The following is an 18,543-nucleotide window of genomic DNA, read 5'->3' as shown; positions in this document are numbered from 1 at the left end:
GTACATCCCACCAGATAAGAATGGGATTCGTTGAAGATGTCAGCCGTGCCGCAAAAATAATTCAGGAAGCGGACGCCGCGACCCTCATCTCACACATAGACGCCGACGGGATCACCAGCGAAGCGATCATCTCGCGGGCAGTCACCCGACAGGGGATCCCGGTAAACCCGGTCTTCGTCCGCCAGCTCGAGCCGATGACCATGAAGCACATCCCGGATGACGACACCCTCAAGATCTTCACCGATCTGGGAGGCGGCCAGCAGAATCTTCTGGAAGAAGCCGGGATCCCGGCAGACAATGTCCTCATCCTTGACCACCACATAAGCCAGCCGGCACCCGGCGGCACTGAATACTTCCAGGTCAACTCACAGTTTTACGGCGAGGATTACGCAAAATGCAGTGCGGCGGGCATTGCCTATCTCGTCGCAAGAAAGCTCGACCCGGCAAACACAGATCTGGCAAAACTTTCTGTTGTTGGAAACGTCGGCGATATGATGGCGCGGGAGCATCACGGACTGGTTGGGGTCGCCCGGTGGATCGCGGAGGATGGAGTCGACTGCGGGCAGGTCAGAATCAGCCGCGGGATAAATTGTTACGGCCTCTCAACAAGACCGCTCCACATCTGCCTCTCGAACTCCGATGACCCACTGATTCCCGGCATCTCCGGAAAACCCGCCGAGGCTGCCTCCCTGCTCAGCAGGATCGGGATCTACCAGTCGCCTTCCGAACAGAGGGTCTGGGAGGAACTCTCCCCTGAGGAGGAACGGACACTTGCAAGCGTTCTCACCGAGCAGATCATTGCGAACGGCGAGTCGCCTGACCGGCTGTTTGCCGAGCTCTACTTCTTCCCGGACGAGATGGAAAAGACACCGCTGAGAAATGCCTCCGAGTATGCCACAATGCTGAACGCCTGCGGGCGGTGGACCAAGCCGAAGATCGGCGAGGCAGTCTGCTTCGGGGACCGGGGACAAAAGTATCGGGAAGCCGAGCATATGCTCAGACACCACCGGTCCATCATCCGCGAACTCTGCGAGTACATCCTCGAAACCGGCGTGGAGGATCTGGGATCCATCCAGTCGATCCATACCGGCGATAAGTATCCTGACACGATCGTCGGGATCGGGGCCGGGATGGCCCTCTCAAAACTCGACACCAACAAACCGATCCTCGTAATGTGCAGTGTTTCCGATGAACCTGACCTCATCAAAGTCTCGATGCGGACCTATGAAAAGGTCCTGCGCCGGGGGATCGATCTGCAGCAAGCTCTGGTCACGGCAGCCGCCGAGGTGGGGGGCGCAGGCGGAGGGCATAATATTGCAGCCGGCGCATATATCCCCAAAGGATGCGAGCATGATTTCATCAGAAGAGTTAACGAGCTTGTGGAAGGGCAGTTTACAGCGGGTCCGAAGGATCGCTGACTTCCAGTTCGGGCGGGGCGCTGGAGAAGCTCTCTTTCCCGACCAGGTCACGTTTTCGTACTCGACCACAAAAAGGGTACGGTACGTGAGCCTGGCCAACGAACGGCTGGTCACTGTCCGCGCAAATGACGGGCGGTTCACGCTCGGGTATCCCGGAGCACAGGCTCTCCATGCGTTTCTGCCGGCCCCGGCAAACCGGGTCGTGATCATGGAAGAGGCGGTACCTTTCGTTGCCGACGGCAAAAATGCCATGGCAAAACACGTAATATCGAGTGATCCAAACATTCATGCAGAAGACGAAGTTTTTGTCGTCGATGAATCGGACAATCTGATCGCCACCGGGATGGCAGTACTTTCCGGAAGCGAAATGATCGGATTTAATTATGGAACAGCAGTAAAAGTTAGACAAGGAAGGAACAAAAAATGATGCCAGGTGTAAATCCCAAACAGATGAAAGCAGCGATGAAAAAAATGGGCATGAAGATGGACGAGATCGCAGATGTCTCGAAAGTTGTGGTCTACACAGCGTCCGGAAATTATGTCTTTCTGAATGCCGAGGTCGTCGGCATCACCATGCAGGGTCAGACCTCGTATCAGCTCACGGGCGAGGTCCACTTCGAAGAGACCGCCGTCGAGATCCCTGAGTCGGATGTTGAATTGGTTGCTTCACAGACTTCCGTCTCACCGGAAACCGCCCGTGCTGCTCTTGTGGAGTGTAACGGGGACATTGCTGAGGCAATTTTAAAACTGACCGCTGTATGATCGGACCAAACAGAGTCATCGTTCACGGACACGGACGAGAGTATTATGTGAAGGCCGGCGAGGGAAAACTCTCGACGGATCTGGGCATGATCGATCTTGCGGAAGTCGCGGGGCTGGAAAACGGGGATGAGATCCTGACCCATCTGGGTAAAACGTTCTACGTTCTCGTTCCCAAAGCAACGGACTTTTTTGCACATGGAAAACGGACCGGCGCCCCCATGATGCCAAAAGACATCGGCATGGTCATGGCATACACAGGGATGTGCCGGCGTGACCGCGTTCTGGATGCGGGAACGGGATCAGGGATCGCAGCCATCTTCTTCGGCGGATGTGCCGGTTCGGTCGTCACCTGCGAAGCACGACCGGAGTTCTCCAAAATAGCAGAGGGAAACATCCGGGACGCAGGACTGGACAACGTTGAGTGCCGGGCCTGCGATGTTCTGGAGGTCGCGGACGGACCATACGATATTGTCCATCTGGATATGCAGATCCAGCCCGAACACGTCAGGCACGTATACCCGCTCCTGAAGATCGGCGGATACTTCGCGACCTATACGCCGTTTCTGGAACAGACCTTCTGCGTCATGGACACAGCCCGGGAACTATTCGGCGAGGAGTCAGTCCTGACGTTTGAGTGCATGGAACGTGAACTCACCCGAAGTAAAAGGGGCACGAGACCGTCTACACGCGTCTCGCATACGGGATACCTGACGGTCTGCCGTAAACTCTGAAAATACTTTTTTTTTGATTGCATCTAAGTCCCGGAGGTGACGATCCGGCCGGGGAATATCCATATCTTTGAAGAGCCCATACTTCTTGTATGAAATGCAGCAGGTGCAGCAAAGAGGCGGTCGTGACGCAGCCGTACTCGGGCCTCTATCTTTGCGAACTCCACGCTGCTGCCGACATAGCGGCAAAAGCCAAGAAAGAGATCAGGCATCAGGGGGGGCTTCCCTCAGGCGCACGACTCTTTGTCGAAGAAGACAAAACGTTCCGCAGTTTTGCCCTGCGAATCTTTCTTGCGGACATGCTCGCAGCCCGGACCGATCTGCTCTTCGTGAAAGATCCAAAGGATGCCAACGTGATCCTTGAGCCGGCCACGCTGGACGATACCGCACTCTATGTACTGGAATCAGTCTGCGCCGGGACACAGGACCGACTGCTCTCTCCGAAAAAGGGACGGATCGCCCCTTTTTCCGTGATACCTGCGGAAGAGGTGTTTTGGTATGCAAAGCGACATGGATACCGGGGACCCGGGCCGGAGACCCGCGGGGACGTGGCGGAATTCCTGAATAGATTCACGACAGACCATCCAGGAACCCGCTATGCGCTGAAAAATCTTCGTGACGCGTTAAAAAAGGAGGAAAAATGACCAAAGTAACCTGTGAATGTATCGGATGCGAGATCGTGAAAACCAAAGACCTCATCAGACAGACCATCTGGGGAGCGAACGCCCGCGGAGTGGTCATCGGCATTTCCGGCGGACTCGACTCGGCGGTGGCCTGCTCACTCTGCTGTAAATCCCTCTCCCCCGAACGGGTGCTTGGCGTGAATATGCCGGTCTCGTCCAATAATCCGCAGGATCATGAAGATGCGGAAGAACTCTGCCGCAGTCTGGGCGTCGAGCTTATCACTGTCCCCCTGGAAGAGGTCAGATCAGCATTCCTTGCCGCCCCTCATATCACCGACACTCCTGTCCTTAGAGGAAATATTGCGGCACGTCTCAGGATGACCACATTATATAATATTGCCGCAGCCCGGGGATACCTCGTCTGCGGAACATCGAACAAAACCGAGTATATGATAGGGTATTCGACAAAGTGGGGCGACTCCGCGGCCGACATCCAGCCGCTCCTTCATCTCTGGAAAAAAGATGTTTATCTGTTTGCAAAAGAGCTGGGAGTCCCGGAATCGATCATCACAAAGGCCCCCAGCGCCGGATTCTGGGAAGGACAGAGTGACGAAAGCGAACTCGGGATGAGCTATGCCGAGCTGGATGCTGCGCTGATAGCTCTGGAAGAGAGTGGTGGTGTCCCGAAAAATTCCATCGAGGAGAAGGCACTTGGATTCATCAAATGTTCTGAACACAAACGGGCACCTGCAGCGAACCGGCTCTTCACCTGAACCAGGGAGAGTCGGCACAGGACCGAGACAACGGATTTTATGAGAACGGAGAACCAATAGTAATTAATTATGGGTGAACTACTTCACACACATGCGGTGACTGAGATTCGGCGTGTTCTCGAAACCGCCGGATATGACTGTGAGATTGAAGAGGGGCCATTCAATCTCTCGGCAGTACGGGGTGCAAAATGCGTCCTGGTCATGTGTTCCGATGACACAAATCTTCTTCAGCGTTTCGACATGACCCCCTACACGATAAACCTCAGCGGAACCAAAGTCCGCTGCGACAAGATCATATTTACGGGGAATTCATACTTCCAGCCAAAGGAGTCAGATCTCTGGACAAAGGAGAAGCTGCTCAAATACATAGGAGATGCGGCAGCTGCACGTATCTGGAATATGCCCTTCGACATCGTCGGGGGACCCAGTTATGCGTACACGAATGTCGGGGTTCAGCAGCCCCCACTTGGGTATGACCTTGTTCTCCCGGTAAGGATCTCCGGACAGGAAGCCACCCGTGTTGCCCGTCAGCAGGGAACGACCATTCTGCGCATGATCCCTTACTGGTATTATCACTACAAAAGCGGTGGAGAAGCGACCTACAAAGGAAAAAGCGTCTCCTTCGACGAGGAAGGTTCCGGCTGGATCAACGCGATCAATGATCTGCCGGGTCAGTTCGGCGATGTCGTGCCGCAGGAAGCAGAGCTTCCCCATGATGCCGAGGTCATGACCCCGATCATCAGTCTGGATCAGGCAAAGGGACGGATCAGATCTGATCTGATCAAGAAACTCACTCGCCGGGTCAGGATCAAGACGACCGCCGGAGACGCGATCTTTGCCGAGGAGAAGGACTTCCGGCCAAGCGACGAGAACATCGAACTGATCTTCAAGAAAGTGTATGTACCGGTCTGGCAGGTCAGAGGAAAGAAGGACATCGTGGAAGTGAACGCATACTCAGGTGAGGAACTTAGTCTTCCATCCGACGAAGGTTGCGAAGTGTTCTGAAATGATCTACGTTATCGGGGCAGGACCTGCAGGGAGGATGGCATCTCTCCGCCTCGCCGGAGCAGGAAAACAGGTCACCCTTCTAGAGAGGAAGGCGATCGGCGGGACATGCATCCATGACGGATGCATGCTTGTCTGCGGGCTGAACGATGTTGCCCGCAGTATCAATACCATATCTTTTTTGAAAAATTCCGGAGTTATTGAGGGCGGCGCAGCCGTTCGGTTCCCGGAAGTGATCCAGAAACTCGAAGGGGTCCAGCGGAAACTGGAGATCATCCTCGAGCGGGAAACAAAAGCGGCAGGTGTCGTGATCGAGTATGAGGCAAATGCCGAGATCAGGGACGGAAAACTGTTCGTAAACGGTCAGCTGCGCAAGGCGGAAAAGATCATCATCGCCACCGGGGCAGGCATCCACGTCCCGGACATCCCGGGAAATGATCTTGCCGGAATCTACACGGCAAAGACACTCCGGACAATGTCTATGCTTCCAAAAAGGCTCGCTATTATCGGAGGAGGCATCTCTGCGGCCGAGTTCGCCTACATCTATGCGGCATTCGGGTGTGAAGTGACCATCTTCTGCAGGAGTCTGCTCCTGCCCGTTCTCCCCGAATCGATGATGAAAGCAGTACACCGTGATCTCGCAAATGTCACTATAATATACGGACATATAAAGCAGATCCTCGGAAAGGATCACGTCGAAGGTGTCCGTATAAACGGGGATGATATGCCCTTCGATGCGGTACTGTTCACGACCGGTATGATGCCGGAGACCTCACTTTTCACCGGCATGGCGAAAAATCCTGACGGTTCGATCAAAGTTGATGAAAAGATGGAGACATCGGTTCCCGGGATCTATGCAGCGGGCGATGTGACCGGCGCACCTTACTTCACTCCGGTCGCCCGGCTTCAGGGATTTGCGGCGGCCGACGCAATACTCGGACACCCGCGGAAAGTGGATCTTGATCAGGTCCCGTTCACGATCGTTCTTGGTCTGGATTACACCATGTGCCCCCCGAAAAAAGGTGTGGAAGGTATGACCTTCTCCTCACCCAACATCGCCGGACCCGAGTCGTTTTGGCATGTGGCGGACGGATCGGTGGGGTCCATGCATCTCACTGTTTCGAAGGAGGATGGACAGATATTGGGTTTTGCCACCTCGGCACCCGGCACGAGCATCGTCGGGACCTATCTCGGGTATCTGGTACGTAAAGGCGTGACCGTGCATGAATTCTCTCCTATGCTTGAAGTCCACCCGACGCCTGACGGGATGTACTCGATGATCCGGCTCGCAGCCGATTCCCTGGACAAACAGTAGACGCCTTTATCACGTAATATTAACTATATTTACGTAATATGTCGTCCCTGGCACTATTTGACCCGGAAATATTCGAGCTGATAAATAAAGAACACAAGCGCCAGGTTGAGGGGCTTGAACTGATCGCATCGGAAAATGTTGTCGCACGCGAAGTAATGGAGGCAATGGGAACTATTCTGACAAATAAATATGCAGAAGGTTACCCGGGAAAGCGTTATTACGGCGGCTGCGAATTCCATGACCAGATCGAAAATCTGGCACGCGACCGACTCTGCAAACTTTTCGGTGCAGAACACGCAAACGTTCAGCCGCACTCAGGCAGTCAGGCAAATGAAGCAGTGTACCTCTCATGTCTGAAGCCGGGAGATAAGATCCTGAGCCAGAGCCTGAATGACGGCGGTCACCTGTCCCATGGCGATCCGGCAAACATGTCGGGGAAATGCTTCAATATCTCATTTTACGGTGTCGACTTCGATTCCGAGCGGCTCGATTACGGCGTGATTGAGGAGCTCGCACGGAAAAACCGACCCGACCTTATCGTCTGCGGAGCATCGGCATATCCCCGTGAGATCGACTTCAAGGCATTCACGGAGATCGCGGAAGATGTCGGTGCCCGGTCAATGGCGGACATTGCCCACATCAGCGGACTCTGCTGCACCGGACTGCACAACTCTCCCGTCGGCATCACCACCTACACCACCTCAACGACCCATAAAACGCTCAGGGGACCCCGCGGCGGTGTGATCATGTGCGACAAAGAGTATGCGAACTCGATCGACAAAGCGGTCTTCCCCGGCATGCAGGGCGGACCTCTCATGCACGTGATCGCTGCCAAAGCCGTCTGTTTCCGTGAAGCGCTCACCGAAGACTACAAAGAGTACGCAAAACAGGTCGTCAAAAACTGTAAAGTGCTCGCCGCGACCATGGAAGACAACAACTTCCGGCTCGTCTCCGGCGGAACGGACAACCATCTCTGTCTTCTCGACCTCTCCGACCACAACATATCCGGTCAGCAGGCAGAAGTCGCTCTTGGAAAAGCCGGCATCACTGTCAACAAAAACACGATCCCGCGGCAGGCACTCTCCCCCTTCGAGACCTCCGGTATCCGGATCGGAACGCCGACCATCACCACCCGCGGTATGAAGGAAGAGCAGTGTAAACAGATCGGAGACTGGATCGCCAAGGTCCTGAATCACATCGGTGATGAGAAGGTCATTGCCGGGGTCAAAGCTGAGGTGACGGCATTCTGTCTGAAATACCCGCTGTACCCTGAGATCCGGAACTTATAATGGAAGTCCGCATCAAAGGGATCGGCATCGGGAACGCCAATCCCCCCCGGTTGATGGGGGTCCTCAATATCAGCCCTGAGTCTTTCTTCTCGGACTCGTTCACTCCTCTCGAACTGGTAACGACCCGCGTCGAAGAGATGCTCCGTGCAGGTGCCGATATCATCGACATCGGAGCACGGAGTACGGCTCTTACTGCGCCGCCGATCACCGTCGCGGAGGAAAAAGAACGGGTCGTCCATACGCTGCAGAATCTGGAACATTCAGGAGCAGTCTTTTCTCTCGATACGATGTATCCCGAGGTCCTTGAAGCGGCACTCAGATATGACATTTCCGCGGTGAACGACATCAGCGGACTCTCGAATGAAAGGTACGCAAAGATCGCAGCGGACAGCGGTCTTCCGGTGATTGCCATGACGGCGCACAACCGTCCGGGGGATCCGACTGACATCACCTCCACGCACACGGCCCTGAAAGAGATCATCTGCAGAGCAGAGCAGTATAATATCGATCAGCTGATCCTGGATCCAGGTATCGGGAAGTGGATTGCGGAACGGTCGAGTGAAGCCGACTGGGAACTCTGCCGCAGATTTTCCGAGTTGAAATCATACGGATACCCGCTGCTTGCCGCGGCCTCCCGCAAAACGTTCATCGGTGACTGCCTGAATAAGCCGCCGCATGAACGGCTGTACGGTTCCCTTGCGGTGCTGTATGCCCTGCTTGAAGGCGGGGCAGACGTGCTGCGGGTCCATGATGTGGCACCTTCAAAAGATATCGTCAAAGTCTTTCAGATGATGCATCCCTAAGGAGAAAAGTATCTATCATCAAAAGACCCCAAATAGTAGTAACAATGTACTTCCACGCCCTGATTCCGTTCAAACCGGTCAACCCGAAGACGCGGCTTTCGTCTATTCTAACCCAGGAAGAGCGCGAAGAGTTTGCGAGGATAATGCTGGAAGACGTGATCCTCGCGGTCAGAAGGACAGGATGCAGCGCCACACTTCTCTGTACGTCAAAGTATGAGTGCCGGGATGCACTCGTGGCAGTACGAAAAGAGGGGCTCAATGAAGCGATCAACTGGGCCCTTCCTCAGTTTCACTGCCCTTCCCTGATCATCATGTCAGATCTCCCGATGGTAACGCCGGGCAGTCTCCAGCGGGTCATTTCCACCAAGGCGGATATGGCGATCGTCCCAGGGCTCGGCGGCGGGACGAATGTGATCTTTGTTAAGAAACCCGAGAAGTTCCATGTGGAATACTACGGATTCTCGTTCAGACGGCATCTCCAGATTGCCGAAGAACTTGAACTCACCGTCGAGATCATCGACTCCATGCGTATGTCGACGGATGTGGACGAGCCGGCAGATCTGGTGGAGCTGATGATCCACGGACACGGAAACGCCCGTGAATGGTTGTATGAACACGGGTTCACCTTATCGGTACAGGATGGACGGGTGAAGGTCCACCGGGATGGTAAGGAAGTTGTCTGATTTTATCGAAAAAGCAGAGGAGCTGGCCCTCTCGGGAAAGTTTGAGGAAGCACTCGGAAAATACGACGAGGCAATCGGGGAGGACCCGACCGATCCGCTCACGTATGTTGGAAAGGCCTCGATTCTGAAGGCACTCGGGCGGTATGCTGAGTGTGCTGAGTGTATGGACACATCAATCAAAATCCTGCCCGAATGGAAGGGGGCAGATTTAGACAAAGCCTCAGACCTCGCCTCGATGCTGCTCGTCCTGAAGGCCGAGGCTCTGCTGTATGCGGATAAACCTGAAGAGGCACTTCTCACAGTGGATGAGGCAGACAAGGTCCGTGACGCTGATGCGGCATCTTTGGTTGTACGTGCTCAGGCATATGCCCAGCAGAAAAAATACGAGGAGGCGGGCAACTGTTTGTACCGTGCGGAGGAGTGGTGTTTTCTGCATGACGATGCAATGCTGACCCAGATCTGGCTTTCAAAGGTCCATATCGCAAAAGAGTCCGGGAAACCCTTTGCTCCCCCGTATGCTGCCGAGGTGTACAAATCCGGAAACTGGCGAAAGCCCACGGGAACGGCAGAGGAACTGTTCGAGCGGGGAAACAATCTTCGCGGCGAAGGGCTGCTCTACGATGCACTCAGATATTACGATGCCTCTCTTGCGACCGGACCGGAAAACCGGGCGCTCATCTTGTTTTTCAAAGGGATCATCTTTGAACAGCTGAAAAACTTTACCGAGGCATATTCCATGTACTCGGATGCTTTGGCAGCCGGACCGGTACCAGAGGATGAGTTTAAGATCCGAGTAAGATGGGCAAACGCAAAAAGTCTGCGTACCTGAAATCTATCGTCTCTTTTTTTAACCATGCAGTCGAAAAGACAGCACAAAAACAATCGCTAAAAACAAAACGCCCAAGTCGGAATTCGAATCCGAGTCGCAGCCGTGACAGGGCTGCATGATAGGCCACTACACTACTTGGGCAACAAACGCACGTCAATCCCGCACAATCAAAACTTAAGAAGAAGCGCCCAAGTCGGAATTCGAATCCGAGTCGCAGCCGTGACAGGGCTGCATGATAGGCCACTACACTACTTGGGCATTGATTGCGTCTTTAAAATGGTCCCGACTCCCGGATTCGAACCGGGGACATCGCGGTAGCCGCGCAGTACGCCCGCAGGCGTTAATTTCTTTCTACAGCCGCGCACTCTACCATCTGAGTTAAGTCGGGATTGACTGCTTTATCTAGAAGGATTTGCAAAAATATAAACATACCGGTTTGGAAAAACCAGTATGCGGAGAGCATCCTCTTAAATATCCAAAGAAACAAGAAAAATAAGAACTACCAGGACGAAACGGACCATGATAAATAAAGACGGATTTGCCGTAATAGGCTGTACGAAATGCAGGAGACTGCTGGTCGCCGACCTCTCTTATACCACAAAGACCTGTATCTGCGGGAACAGGATCGATATCGCGAAAACAAAACTTCTCGCCGTATCCGGATCGGCCGATGAAGCAGGGGAAATACTCAGACACATGCAGACGGGAAAAAACTCCGGCTTCACCTCTGCGAATAGAATCGGTGGATCTTTCAAAAAAGATAGTTAGTCAAAGGGTACTGCTTCAAGGGTTGAAGCGAGCTCCCATATCCGGGTTCTGGCATGGATCGGCATATTCGAGTCATTGCTGACCTCATCGATCATCGAAAGAGCACTGGCAGCTCTCAGACCGATCGTCTTCTTCTCATCCTGGAGAACCTTCATCGTTTCATCGGCCACGCGGCGGATATTCCGTGGTATCGTCGAATCTTCACTCATTGCATGCAGCATCATAATGCACTGCTTGATCATATCTTCCGGATTTGCCATATTTAGCTCCCAACCCCAAAATCTGTAACTCATGTTATACCTCCTCGAAAATAAAGACTCCCTTTATTCTTGAGACATTATATACTCTGAAAACCAATTCGTAAGGAAGAGAAAAACAGCTATGACAAAAAAACCCGAGGATATAATGACGGAGTATCTCCTAAACGGAGCGAAAATGCTCTCGGAGCTCTGTCCAAAATGCGAGGCCCCACTTTTTGAGGTGAAAGGGAAGAAGATGTGCGTGGTTTGTGCCAATACCCCAAAAGAAGAAACAGCGCAAAAAAAATCCGCAGAAAACATCCAGATGATCGTCCCGAAATATGCAGCCGCTGATCAGACCTCGTCGCCTGCCCCGGAAAATATTCTCGCTGGACTGGATGACCTTATTCTCAAACTCTGCATCCGTGCCGCCGCCGAAACCGAACCGGAACGCTGTCTTACGCTCATCGAGTGCATCCGGACAGCCGCAGAAGCAAAAACCATACTCTCAAGATAATGAAGGTTGTCGGTGTTGTCGGGTATCCCGCAAGCGGGAAGGGGGAATTTTCACAGATTGCCGGCGAACTGGGCATCCCGGTCGTGGTCATGGGGGATATGATCCGCAGAAAAGTCGTAGAGAACCGGCTTGCATTGACCGATGAGAACATCGGAGCGGCCGCACGGAAACTCCGCGGCGAACTCGGCATGGACGCCGTGGCAATATTAACAGCAGAGGAGATCGAAAAGATCGACCCAAAGATCGTCGTCATCGACGGGATCAGAGGGGACGCCGAGGTCACCTACTTCAGATCAGTATTCAGTGACTTTTCACTTCTGGCGATTTCGGCAAGTTTCGAGACGCGCCTTCTCCGGATGAAAAACAGAGGGAGAAGCGATGACACGACCACGCCCGAGACGCTTCGTTCCCGCGACGAGCGGGAGGAGTCGTTTGGACTCGCCAGAGCCGTTTCTCTTGCGGATGCACACATCGAGAACGAATCGAGCCGCGAGGAGTTTGTTGCCCGGATCAGAAACTATCTGGAGAATCTTGCATGAAGATCTTCTTTGCATCTTCCTCGAAGATATGGGACGACCCCGCATGGGTCGCTGAAATTTCTGATGTCGGATTTGATGGCTGGGAAATCTCAGCGGACGGAAACTACCGGCTGGACAAACCGGAAACATTCGCAGCGGTCAAACAGGCGGTCGATGAAAACGGGCTGGATGTCTCCGTCCATGCACCGTTCAGTGATCTGAACCCCGCATCCATCAACATGCCAATCTGGGAAGAGACCGTCAGACAGTTCACCGTCTGTATAGAACAGGCCGCTCTTCTCACGGACACAGTAGTTATCCACCCAGGATACCTCTCCCCCGTGAGCAGGTTCGACGGATCATCCGCATGGAACAATCACAAACAGGCATGCATCCGTCTTGGGGAAACTGCACAACAGGTCGGCGTTACCGCATGCCTTGAGAACATGCCGAACCTCGACGACTTCTTCTGCCGGGATCCCTATGAGCAGGATGGATTTGTTGACGGCGTTCCGGGAATGGGGCTCGTGCTGGATATCGGTCACGCCCACACAACAGGAAATCTGGACGAGTTCTGTAAAATTATCCTGCCCAAGGCACACCATCTCCACATCCACGACAATCATGGAAAATATGATGAGCACCTCCCTCTTGGGAGCGGAACCATCAACTGGGAAAAAATTATGCCGAGAATCGTGAAGGAATACAAAGGAAAGATCATCGTCGTAGAGGGACGGAACCCGAAAGAGGGGAAGAAAAGCCTCGAGTTTTTACGGAGGTGGATATAAGTGGCCGGCGAAACACTCTTCGTGCATTTTCTCGGGACCGCGGGGGCTCTTCCGACACCACTTCGAAATCCATCCTGTATAATGATCAGGCGCGGATCCGACACCCTGCTTTTTGACTGCGGGGAAGGGGCCCAGCAGCAGATGATGCGGCTGAAGACCGGATTTACGGTGAATGCCGTCTTCATAACCCACTGGCATGCCGATCATTATCTTGGAATATTCGGACTGATCGAGACGATGGCCTTTAACGGCAGAACCGAACCCCTGACCCTCTACGGACCGCGGGGTATAGACTGGTTCGTAAATATCATACGTCAGCTGACGCCGAAGATCCCATTTCAGCTTACAGCCGTCGAGGTATCCGACGGGGATGTGACGATCTTTGACGGATATTCGGTCGTCGCTTTCAGGACATTCCATGGAATGGAAAGTGTAGGATACGTGCTGGAAGAGGATATGCGTCCTGGTAGATTCGACCGAGAAGGAGCGATTGCCTTGGGCGTAAAACCCGGGCCGCTCTTTGGCAAACTTCAGAGAGGAAGCCCGGTCACCATTCTTCGGGACGGTGAAGAGGTAACCATCACCCCGGAGATGGTTATGGGAGATAGACGACGCGGACGGAAAGTGGTGTACACTGGCGATACACGACCAGTGAAGAACCAGCCGGAACTGCTGGCCAACGCGGATCTGCTGATCCATGAAGCAACCTTTGATGAAGAAGAGGGAAGCGAACGGGCAAAAGAGGCCTGGCACTCGACCGCATGTGAGGCGGGACAGGTGGCTTCCCTTGTGAAGCCGAAGATCCTGGCACTGGTACATTTCAGTTCAAGATATATTACGGCCGCAAGCCACATCAGGGATGCAAAAGAGTTCTTCAGCGGGGAAATAATAGCACCAAATGATCTGACTACCGTCGAGATCCCTTACAGGGATGAATAACACGGACCTTGTATCCTAGTCACTGAAAAGATGCCGTATTCCCAATCTACTTAAGATGGTGGGATTAAACAATACTGTAAGCGACATCTCATGCCAGAACCGGACAGCAAAGAACCCCTGATGATCTACTCAAAAAATGGCACAGTGATCACAGTACGCAGTCCGATTCGAAACAGGATCCTTTACCTTTTGGCAGAGGAGGGACCAGTCTCTTTTTCCCGGATTATGGAGTATACGGGGCTTTCCAAATCCACGGTCTCCGGATATGTCAGTTCCCTGGAGCTGAAAGAGCTGATCTCGATGGTGCCGGATCGGCGGGATGCCAGAAAAAAGACCTATGTGCTCACCGCATCACTTATCGGTAATATCACGCCCAGCATCCAGAACGGAACCTCGGACTTCCGTGAACTCATCAGACAGGCATATGCAAAATACGATAAGATCGATTACAAAGAAATACTCCCCCACATAATCAAAGTAGCTCTGAGTGAATCTGGCATCAATATTGACCCGGTCATCAGACGAGGGGGAGAGATACTTGGTCAGGCGGTCGCCGTTTATCTGGTCGCCAACACTCTGGATAAAACACTGGCAAACATCGCCGAGTTCTGGAAACATTATGGATTTGGCGAGGTGAAAATCCGATCCATGGATCCTCTGCAGATCGAAGTCTATCACTGTTATGAATGTATGATCATGCCGAAGGATTCTGGAAAAAACTGTGCGATCTCCTGCGGGATGCTCAAAGCGATTTTTACTGCATATTATAATGAAAAGGTCAATGTGGAAGAAATCCAGTGTATGACCGAGGGATATGACTGCTGCTGTGTGGAAATCAGCAGACCTGAGCAGGGATAAAACCCATCATAATGCAGAAAACGCTTCTTTTGTGACCTGATCAATCCATTTCACTGATCAGCTGTAAAAAAATAGATTGGAGAGGGGATCCGCAGATCCCCTTCATTGATCGTTCAGCGGTTTTCCCGACGTCGTGAGCCGATGAAGGCCGCAATCCCTGCACCGCAGAGACCAAGGACGATTCCCGCTACCGGGATCGGACTTGCCGGGACCGAACCATCCGTGAGACCTACCAGATATCCGTCGGGAGATCCGGTTAGGTAACTCCATCCAGACATGACGACACTTCCAGACGAGACCTGAGCGACCGAGTTGAACTGACCGGTCACTTCGGGATAAACGACCTCCAGCAATGCACCTGCAGAGGTGACGGTCATCCACAATGGAGCGGTCCAGCCGGTGCCGGCAATCAGGTAATCGTCACCGATTTTGGCAACGCCGTATGGGACCGCGCCGCGTAGCTCCTTCTCCCATACGACAGTGCCGTTGGAAGAGATCATCGATGCCCAGATTATACCATAGGCAGTGGAGAGATTATACGGAGACGTGGTTCCGGCAACGAAGTATCCGCCGTCTTCTCCTTCAGAGAGTGCATAAGCAGTACTTCCTGGACCGTAATACTCAGGCTGCGTACTGGTGGTTTTGATAACCGTGTTCCAGACGACCGTGCCGCCGTCGTTTATCTTCATGATCCAGGCCTCACTGCTGGTGGAAGATGAATTGGATGTTGCCCCGCCAACCAGAACATAGGTCCCATAATCATCCTTTTTCATTGAAAGAGGGATCCTGCCTTCCGGAAGAGAGAGCTGATCATTTGCCGGTGTGCCGTCGCTTAATAGGAAGCTCTGGGTAAATCCGGTATCGGCCTCCCAGAACCAGCCGGCGAATTTGATCGTATTTCCAGAGATCACGACCGGCTGAACACCTGCGCCAATACCGATCTGCGGAAGTTCATAGATGATATTCCCTGTCTGATCCGCACGGCAAAGATATGTGTCGGTGCCAAGAGCAGTCACATACAGACAGCCGCCGTCTGATAAAGTCGTGATCGAACGGAACTCAGAACCGGTGACATTGGTCGACCAGATCTCTTTTCCTTTCGCATCGGTTTTCACTAGAGACAGATTTCCATCATGGAGGATACCAAGATAATAGCCTCCATCATTTGTTACGGAAACGGACAGGATATCCGTATAATTATTTCCGATATCATAGGTCTGATTTAGATTTTCGGTGAGTGCCGCCTGACCTGCGCCGCAGAAAAGAACTGCCGCAAGAAGGAGGATTATCACCGAGTTTATTCGTCGGGACATAGAAGTATATTTCACGTTCCTTGTTAGTATCTTTTGTCGTTGTCCCTGATACACACCCCCCTCATTAATGATAATAGAGAACAAACCTTAACCTCGCGTGAAAGCAGAATTCGACGGAACCCAGGTAATCGCCCCATCTGAAGCCCTCTCTCTCTATGAGCAGAGCGGCTACGGACGGCCGGACAAATCAGGAACCCTCCGTCTCGATCCCAAAGAGGCTCTCTATCTGATGGCACGGGGTAAAATTGAGATTCCCGGACTCTCTTTTGACGAACTCCTTGCGGAATGTGCAAAAACACCGGGCTTTTTACGAAACTTTGTTGTCTACCGAGACATCAGGGAACGCGGGTATGTGGTGACCACCGGGCCTCAGGACTTCCGTGTCTTCCCGCGTGGACTCAGACCGGGAAAAGGTCAGTCCCGCTATCTTATGCGCGTGCTCTCTGAAAGAGATATGGTCGATCTCGCCGCCGTCATCAGCGACGCGACCGCCTCGGCAAACATGCGCAAACAGTTTGTTCTCGCGGTGCTCGACGATGAACACGAACTCACCTATTATGAGATCAAAATCGGGACACCAAAAGCCGCTGAACGGTCAAAAATCCCAGTAGAGATTCGTGCAAAGATCGCCGGGATCCCCTCATATGTGATCGAAGAGGGAAACGGCATCACCGAGACGCTGAAGAATCTCTGGCTCGGCACGATGCTGGACGGAGTCAGACTGTTCCTTTCGCCTTTGGAAACCGCCTGGCTCCTCGAAACGGGGTGTCTTGAAACGGAACCTTCCATGACCGCTGATGATTACATCAGCCTCGCAGCATCAGCTGACGGCGAGTTCATGGACAAACTCACCCTGTACCGGTACCTGAAGGACCTGGGATTTTTCCCGCGGTCCGGATACAAGTACGGTCACCACTTCCGTGTATATACACAAAGCGGCAAACACTCCGAGATGCTGGCACACGCCGTACCATTTGGAACGCTCATGTCCATGAGCACGATCTCAAGATCAGTACGCCTCGCTCACAGCGTAAGGAAAAAGATGCTGTTTGCCTCCATCTCCGGGACCGAAATCACCGAAGTCGAATTCGCCAGAATGAAAATGTGATGTGAAAAATATGGCAGAACAAATAAACCCCTGGTCAAGCGCCCCGAAAGTCGATATAAACCGGCTCTTTGAAGAGTTTGGGATCGAATCGTTTGCTGCCCAGAAACAACTTCTGGAAGATCAGCCAGTCTTCATCAGAAGAGATATCGTTGCAGGACACCGCGGATACGAAGCAATATCCGAGGCAATACGAATGAAAAAACCGTTCCACGTCCTGACTGGATTCATGCCCTCGGGACATCCGCACTTCGGGCACCTGATGGTGATGAAAGAGGTCGTCTGGCACATCAATCAGGGTGGACGCGGATTCATTTCGATGGCGGATCGGGAAGCCCACGCGGTCCGCGGACTCTCCTGGGATGTCTGTGATAAATACGCCCGCGAATATATGGAATGTCTCTATGCCCTCGGGTTTAAAGGAGAGATCTACTCCCAGCGGAAAAATAATCTCCTCAAAGATCTCGCATTCGAAGCAGCAACGAAGATAAACTTCTCCGAACTCTCGGCAATATACGGATTTGGGCCGGAGACAGAGTTAGCACATGCAATGAGTGTCGCCATGCAGGTTGGGGATATCCTGTATCCTCAGCTTGTGGGCGGAGCTGCCCCAACTATCGTCCCGGTCGGAATCGATCAGGATCCGCACATCCGACTGACACGCGATGTCACCAAAGCCCTGCGCATGTTCCTTGTTGAAGACCGGGGATCACATATCAGTATCCGGGCGAAAAAGGCAACGCCTGAAGCGATCGATGCGGTCGCAAAACGTTTCAAGGGAGCCAAAAAGTATGAAGGGCACATCGATCTTCCGGCAGGATATACCGTGCCCGCAGTCGATGAGATCGTCCGGTCCATCGAGCAGGAGTTCGGCGGATTTGGATTCATGTTGCCGTCTTCGACCTATCACAGTTTCCTGCAGGGTCTGCAGGGCGGAAAGATGTCTTCCTCGGTCCCGGAGAGCCTAGTCTGGTTCGACGACACGGAAAAGGACGCAAAGAAAAAGATCATGGGCGCCCTTACCGGCGGCAGACAGACACTCGAAGAGCAGAAAAAACTCGGCGGCGAGCCGGAGAAGTGCTCGATCTATCAGCTCAACAAATTCCACATGCAGGAGGACGACAAGGAACTTGCAAAGATGTGCGAAGCCTGCAAAGCAGGTGAGCTGATGTGCGGTACCTGTAAGAAAGAGACACTGGAACGTGTTCTCACCTTCCTCAAAGAATTTAAAGAAAAACGTGATGAAGTATCTCACATGGTGGAGTGGTAA

The 18,543-nt window shown here is 53.0% G+C and carries 22 protein-coding genes and 3 tRNA genes; 20 read left to right on the top strand and 5 right to left on the bottom strand.

Annotated elements, in window-relative coordinates:
- The first annotated feature begins 20 nt into the window (after positions 1-20).
- From Q7J08_RS06980 to Q7J08_RS06925, 12 genes are all read left to right on the top strand, one after another.
- A complete protein-coding gene (locus Q7J08_RS06980) occupies positions 21-1,418 on the top strand; it encodes a DHH family phosphoesterase (protein ID WP_304910971.1) in 1,398 nt (465 codons plus the stop codon).
- Positions 1,351-1,845: a PUA domain-containing protein gene (locus Q7J08_RS06975; protein WP_304910970.1), complete on the top strand. Its 495-nt coding sequence runs from the start codon at positions 1,351-1,353 to the stop codon at positions 1,843-1,845. Before Q7J08_RS06980 ends, Q7J08_RS06975 begins: the two co-directional genes overlap by 68 nt.
- Positions 1,842-2,180, top strand: coding sequence for a nascent polypeptide-associated complex protein (locus Q7J08_RS06970; protein WP_304910969.1), 339 nt, complete (start codon positions 1,842-1,844; stop codon positions 2,178-2,180). The genes Q7J08_RS06975 and Q7J08_RS06970 overlap by 4 nt, the downstream gene beginning before the upstream one ends.
- Positions 2,177-2,911 carry a methyltransferase domain-containing protein gene (locus Q7J08_RS06965; RefSeq protein WP_304910968.1) on the top strand — a complete coding sequence of 245 codons (735 nt, stop codon included), beginning with the start codon at positions 2,177-2,179 and terminating at the stop codon, positions 2,909-2,911. Before Q7J08_RS06970 ends, Q7J08_RS06965 begins: the two co-directional genes overlap by 4 nt.
- Positions 2,912-3,000: 89 nt before the next feature.
- On the top strand, positions 3,001-3,552 hold the full coding sequence (locus Q7J08_RS06960) for a hypothetical protein (protein WP_304910967.1): 552 nt from the start codon (positions 3,001-3,003) through the stop codon (positions 3,550-3,552).
- Positions 3,549-4,304: an NAD(+) synthase gene (nadE, locus tag Q7J08_RS06955; protein WP_304910966.1), complete on the top strand. Its 756-nt coding sequence runs from the start codon at positions 3,549-3,551 to the stop codon at positions 4,302-4,304. Before Q7J08_RS06960 ends, nadE begins: the two co-directional genes overlap by 4 nt.
- 69 nt (positions 4,305-4,373) lie before the next feature.
- Entirely contained in the window at positions 4,374-5,309 is a 936-nt protein-coding gene (locus tag Q7J08_RS06950) for a hypothetical protein (RefSeq protein ID WP_304910965.1), read from the top strand.
- 1 nt (position 5,310) lies between these two features.
- Entirely contained in the window at positions 5,311-6,624 is a 1,314-nt protein-coding gene (locus tag Q7J08_RS06945) for an NAD(P)/FAD-dependent oxidoreductase (RefSeq protein ID WP_304910964.1), read from the top strand.
- A 38-nt stretch (positions 6,625-6,662) separates the two neighbouring features.
- Entirely contained in the window at positions 6,663-7,913 is a 1,251-nt protein-coding gene (gene glyA / locus Q7J08_RS06940; protein WP_304910963.1) for a serine hydroxymethyltransferase, read from the top strand.
- Positions 7,913-8,716 carry a dihydropteroate synthase gene (gene folP / locus Q7J08_RS06935; RefSeq protein WP_304910962.1) on the top strand — a complete coding sequence of 268 codons (804 nt, stop codon included), beginning with the start codon at positions 7,913-7,915 and terminating at the stop codon, positions 8,714-8,716. Before glyA ends, folP begins: the two co-directional genes overlap by 1 nt.
- Positions 8,717-8,760: 44 nt before the next feature.
- On the top strand, positions 8,761-9,399 hold the full coding sequence (gene cofC, locus Q7J08_RS06930; RefSeq protein WP_304910961.1) for a 2-phospho-L-lactate guanylyltransferase: 639 nt from the start codon (positions 8,761-8,763) through the stop codon (positions 9,397-9,399).
- Positions 9,380-10,228 (top strand): tetratricopeptide repeat protein, encoded by an 849-nt coding sequence (locus Q7J08_RS06925; protein WP_304910960.1) that lies wholly within the window; start codon positions 9,380-9,382, stop codon positions 10,226-10,228. Before cofC ends, Q7J08_RS06925 begins: the two co-directional genes overlap by 20 nt.
- Positions 10,229-10,296: 68 nt before the next feature.
- Here the strand turns inward: Q7J08_RS06925 and Q7J08_RS06920 are convergent.
- The 3 genes from Q7J08_RS06920 to Q7J08_RS06910 all read right to left on the bottom strand — a co-directional run bounded on the left by Q7J08_RS06920 (position 10,297) and on the right by Q7J08_RS06910 (position 10,616).
- Positions 10,297-10,369, bottom strand: a tRNA-Asp gene (locus Q7J08_RS06920).
- 44 nt (positions 10,370-10,413) lie between these two features.
- A tRNA-Asp gene (locus Q7J08_RS06915) sits at positions 10,414-10,486 on the bottom strand.
- Between the two features lie 19 nt (positions 10,487-10,505).
- Positions 10,506-10,616, bottom strand: a tRNA-Tyr gene (locus Q7J08_RS06910).
- A 131-nt stretch (positions 10,617-10,747) separates the two neighbouring features.
- Here Q7J08_RS06910 and Q7J08_RS06905 point away from each other — a divergent pair.
- Entirely contained in the window at positions 10,748-10,996 is a 249-nt protein-coding gene (locus Q7J08_RS06905) for a DUF1922 domain-containing protein (protein ID WP_304910959.1), read from the top strand.
- Here Q7J08_RS06905 and Q7J08_RS06900 read toward each other — a convergent pair.
- Positions 10,993-11,256 carry a UPF0147 family protein gene (locus Q7J08_RS06900; protein ID WP_304911248.1) on the bottom strand — a complete coding sequence of 88 codons (264 nt, stop codon included), beginning with the start codon at positions 11,254-11,256 and terminating at the stop codon, positions 10,993-10,995. The two genes, Q7J08_RS06905 and Q7J08_RS06900, sit on opposite strands and share 4 nt — an antisense overlap.
- A gap of 121 nt (positions 11,257-11,377) precedes the next feature.
- Between Q7J08_RS06900 and Q7J08_RS06895 the strand changes: the two genes are divergently transcribed.
- From Q7J08_RS06895 to Q7J08_RS06875, 5 genes are all read left to right on the top strand, one after another.
- A complete protein-coding gene (locus Q7J08_RS06895) occupies positions 11,378-11,752 on the top strand; it encodes an autoantigen p27 domain-containing protein (protein ID WP_304910958.1) in 375 nt (124 codons plus the stop codon).
- The gene (locus Q7J08_RS06890) at positions 11,752-12,291 is read left to right on the top strand and encodes an AAA family ATPase (protein WP_304910957.1); all 540 of its coding nucleotides are present in this window, start codon (positions 11,752-11,754) and stop codon (positions 12,289-12,291) included. The genes Q7J08_RS06895 and Q7J08_RS06890 overlap by 1 nt, the downstream gene beginning before the upstream one ends.
- Positions 12,288-13,058: a sugar phosphate isomerase/epimerase family protein gene (locus Q7J08_RS06885; protein WP_304910956.1), complete on the top strand. Its 771-nt coding sequence runs from the start codon at positions 12,288-12,290 to the stop codon at positions 13,056-13,058. The genes Q7J08_RS06890 and Q7J08_RS06885 overlap by 4 nt, the downstream gene beginning before the upstream one ends.
- Positions 13,059-13,997 (top strand): ribonuclease Z, encoded by a 939-nt coding sequence (locus Q7J08_RS06880; protein WP_304910955.1) that lies wholly within the window; start codon positions 13,059-13,061, stop codon positions 13,995-13,997.
- Between the two features lie 90 nt (positions 13,998-14,087).
- Positions 14,088-14,855: a V4R domain-containing protein gene (locus tag Q7J08_RS06875; RefSeq protein WP_304910954.1), complete on the top strand. Its 768-nt coding sequence runs from the start codon at positions 14,088-14,090 to the stop codon at positions 14,853-14,855.
- A gap of 113 nt (positions 14,856-14,968) precedes the next feature.
- On the opposite strand, the gene Q7J08_RS06870 is transcribed toward Q7J08_RS06875, so the two are convergent.
- Entirely contained in the window at positions 14,969-16,168 is a 1,200-nt protein-coding gene (locus Q7J08_RS06870) for a hypothetical protein (RefSeq protein ID WP_304910953.1), read from the bottom strand.
- 97 nt (positions 16,169-16,265) lie between these two features.
- Between Q7J08_RS06870 and endA the strand changes: the two genes are divergently transcribed.
- Together endA and Q7J08_RS06860 are read left to right on the top strand one after the other, a co-directional pair.
- Complete coding sequence (endA, locus tag Q7J08_RS06865) at positions 16,266-17,276, top strand: tRNA-intron lyase (protein ID WP_304910952.1); 1,011 nt, start codon at positions 16,266-16,268, stop codon at positions 17,274-17,276.
- Positions 17,277-17,286: 10 nt separating this feature from the next.
- Entirely contained in the window at positions 17,287-18,543 is a 1,257-nt protein-coding gene (locus tag Q7J08_RS06860) for a tryptophan--tRNA ligase (RefSeq protein ID WP_304910951.1), read from the top strand.

Origin of the sequence: Methanocorpusculum sp. (assembly GCF_030655665.1) — an archaeon.
Lineage (GTDB): Archaea > Halobacteriota > Methanomicrobia > Methanomicrobiales > Methanocorpusculaceae > Methanocorpusculum.
The sequence above is the reverse complement of the archived record's forward strand: the minus strand, read 5'-3'. Positions and strand labels throughout refer to the sequence as shown.